Origin of the sequence: Dietzia sp. DQ11-38-2 (assembly GCF_014145055.1) — a bacterium.
GTDB lineage: Bacteria > Actinomycetota > Actinomycetes > Mycobacteriales > Mycobacteriaceae > Dietzia.
In genome coordinates this window covers 1-2,578 of the sequence record NZ_JAALDW010000151.1, presented here as the reverse complement: position 1 = coordinate 2,578, position 2,578 = coordinate 1, and the positions used below count along the sequence as shown (strand labels likewise).

The following is a 2,578-nucleotide window of genomic DNA, read 5'->3' as shown; positions in this document are numbered from 1 at the left end:
CCACGGGGCGGGTCCGGAGGGTGCGCCGTTGACCACCGCCCCGGCGGTGGGGGCGGTGACGACGAGGGGGGTGAGGATCGCGGCGGCGGAGGCGAGCGCCGTCGCCACGAATCGGGGTGTTCTGGGAGAGGGGCGCCGGGACGTCGCGGCCTGCCCGGGGCTGCCGCCGGCCCTCTCGGCACAGCTGTTACTCAAGGTGCCACTGGGGCGGGTGGGACGCATGAGGCTCAGCCTAAGCGATGAGATCGACGTGCGCTGGCGCTCGGGGTGGGTCCTCATGGCTCTGGAATCGCGGGCGGCTGCGGCCGTGTTACCGCTGGACTGGCCGCGCCCGCGCCGCCCGGGTCGGCCTGTGGCTCGAGATCGACCTCCTTGTTGGCCAGCCGCACGGTGGCCACCACCATCAACACCAGGGTCGCGGCGAGGATGGCGAGTTCGGCGCCGTCGACGGTGAACCACTCGCCCAGCACCACCACCCCCAGCCCCAGCGCGACGACGGGTGTGGTGACGGTCGAGGCGGGTACCGCCTGGTGCACCGCCCCCGCCGAGAACGACATCTGCTGAAGCGTCAGCGCGATCACCGCCGCCACCACCAGCCCGTACACCTCGCCCGCGGTGAAGACCTCGACCAGCCCGCCCGAGTACCACCGGTCGGCGACGCCCTTGGTGAGCAGCGCGACATAAGCGAACGCCAGACCGCCGGCCACTCCCAGCAGGAGCGCCCGGTTGCCGTTGCGTCGGCGATTGCGCGACAGTCGAAGCAACACGGCGATCGCCACCAGTCCCCCCGCGCACGCCAGTGCCCACACGTACCAGGGCGGGTGGTCGTCGCCGCCCATGGGACGCCCGTAGATCACCAGGACGACCACGCATCCCGCCAGGACATGTCCCCAGAACAGTTCGGTCTTGGTGACTCGGCGGCCGGTGACCCAGGCCCCGAGAGGCAGCGCGAAGGTCAATGAGAGGACTGTGATCGTCTGCACGAGGATGAGCGAACCGAACGCCAGCGCCGCGCCCTGGAAGGCGAACCCGGCCAGGCTGATCGCCATCCCGGACCACCAGTACCTGCTGGCCAGGACGCCGAACCGCCCCTCGAGCCGACCGCCGGCGCGACCCTTGGTGCGGTGCCGCATCACGGTGCCGAAGGCCTGACTGAGGGCGGCGGCGAGGGCCAGGAGGACGGCCAACCAGGTTTCTGTCATCGATGATGAGTAAACACCTCCCGTAAAGTAGGGCTGCGTTAAGCCGATCAACACCGGAAGGGTGTGACCGCGTGGCACTCGTAGTGCAGAAGTACGGCGGCTCCTCCGTGGAGTCCGCAGAACGTATCCGTCGGGTGGCCGAACGGATCGTCGAGACCAAGAAGGCGGGCAACGACGTCGTCGTCGTCGCCTCCGCGATGGGGGACACGACCGACGAGCTGTTGGACCTGGCCGACCAGGTCTGCCCCGCACCACCGCAGCGCGAGATGGACATGCTGCTGACCTCGGGCGAGAGGATCTCGAACGCGCTGCTGGCCATGGCCATCAGCTCGTTCGGGATGGAGGCGTACTCGTTCACCGGCTCCCAGGCCGGGATCATCACCACCACCAAGCACGGCGACAGCCGGATCATCGACATCACCCCGGGGCGGGTCCGTGACGCCCTCGACCAGGGCAAGATCGCTCTGGTCGCCGGCTTCCAGGGCGTGTCCCGCGAGACCAGAGACGTCACGACCCTCGGCCGGGGCGGATCCGACACCACCGCGGTCGCCATGGCCTCGGCTCTCGGCGCCGACGTCTGCGAGATCTACTCGGACGTCGACGGCATCTACACCGCCGACCCCCGGATCGTCTCCGACGCCCGCAAGCTCGACTCCATCTCGTACGAGGAGATGCTCGAGATGGCGGCCGTCGGCTCGAAGATCCTCAACCTGCGGAGCGTCGAGTTCGCCCGCCGGTACCACGTGCCCCTGCGCGTGCGCTCGTCGTATTCGACCAACCCGGGCACGCTCGTGGCCGGAAAAGTGGAGGACATCCCCGTGGAAGACGCAGTCCTGACCGGAGTCGCTCACGACGCCTCGGAGGCCAAGATCACGGTCGTCGGGATCCCCGACCAGCCGGGGTACGCCGCCAAGATCTTCCGCGTGGTGGCCGACGCCGAGATCAACATCGACATGGTCCTGCAGAACGTCTCCAAGGCCGAGGGCAAGACCGACATCACCTTCACCTGCCCGCGAGAGGTGGGTGCCCGGGCCACCGAGGTCCTGTCACAGGCCAAGGATGACCTCGGGATCGACCAGGTGCTCTACGACGACAACGTCGGCAAGGTCTCCCTGGTCGGCGCCGGCATGAAGTCGCATCCGGGCGTCACCGCGACGTTCTGCGAGTCGCTGTCCGAGGCCGGGGTCAACATCGAGCTCATCTCCACCTCGGAGATCCGCATCTCGGCGCTGGTCCGCGAGGACGAGCTCCCCGAGAGCGTCCGCGCCCTGCACGCCGCGTTCGAGCTGGGCGGCGAGGAGGAGGCCCAGGTCTACGCCGGCACCGGCCGCTGACCCGAGCCCCTCGAGCGCACGGCGCGCTTCCCGCCCGGCGCG

The 2,578-nt window shown here is 69.4% G+C and carries 2 protein-coding genes; one reads left to right on the top strand and one right to left on the bottom strand.

Going from position 1 to position 2,578, the window contains the following annotated elements; all coding sequences use genetic code 11:
* Positions 1-275: 275 nt before the first annotated feature.
* Positions 276-1,202, bottom strand: coding sequence for a DMT family transporter (locus G6026_RS06035; protein WP_182612550.1), 927 nt, complete (start codon positions 1,200-1,202; stop codon positions 276-278).
* Between the two features lie 71 nt (positions 1,203-1,273).
* Between G6026_RS06035 and G6026_RS06030 the strand changes: the two genes are divergently transcribed.
* Positions 1,274-2,536, top strand: a complete 1,263-nt coding sequence (locus G6026_RS06030) for an aspartate kinase (RefSeq protein WP_107755550.1) — start codon at positions 1,274-1,276, stop codon at positions 2,534-2,536.
* The last annotated feature ends 42 nt before the right edge of the window (positions 2,537-2,578 follow it).

Coding starts and splice junctions, on each gene's coding strand:
- G6026_RS06035 (WP_182612550.1), bottom strand. CDS start 1,202: ATGACAGAAACCTGGTTGGCCGTCCTCCTGGCCCTCGCCGCCGCCCTC.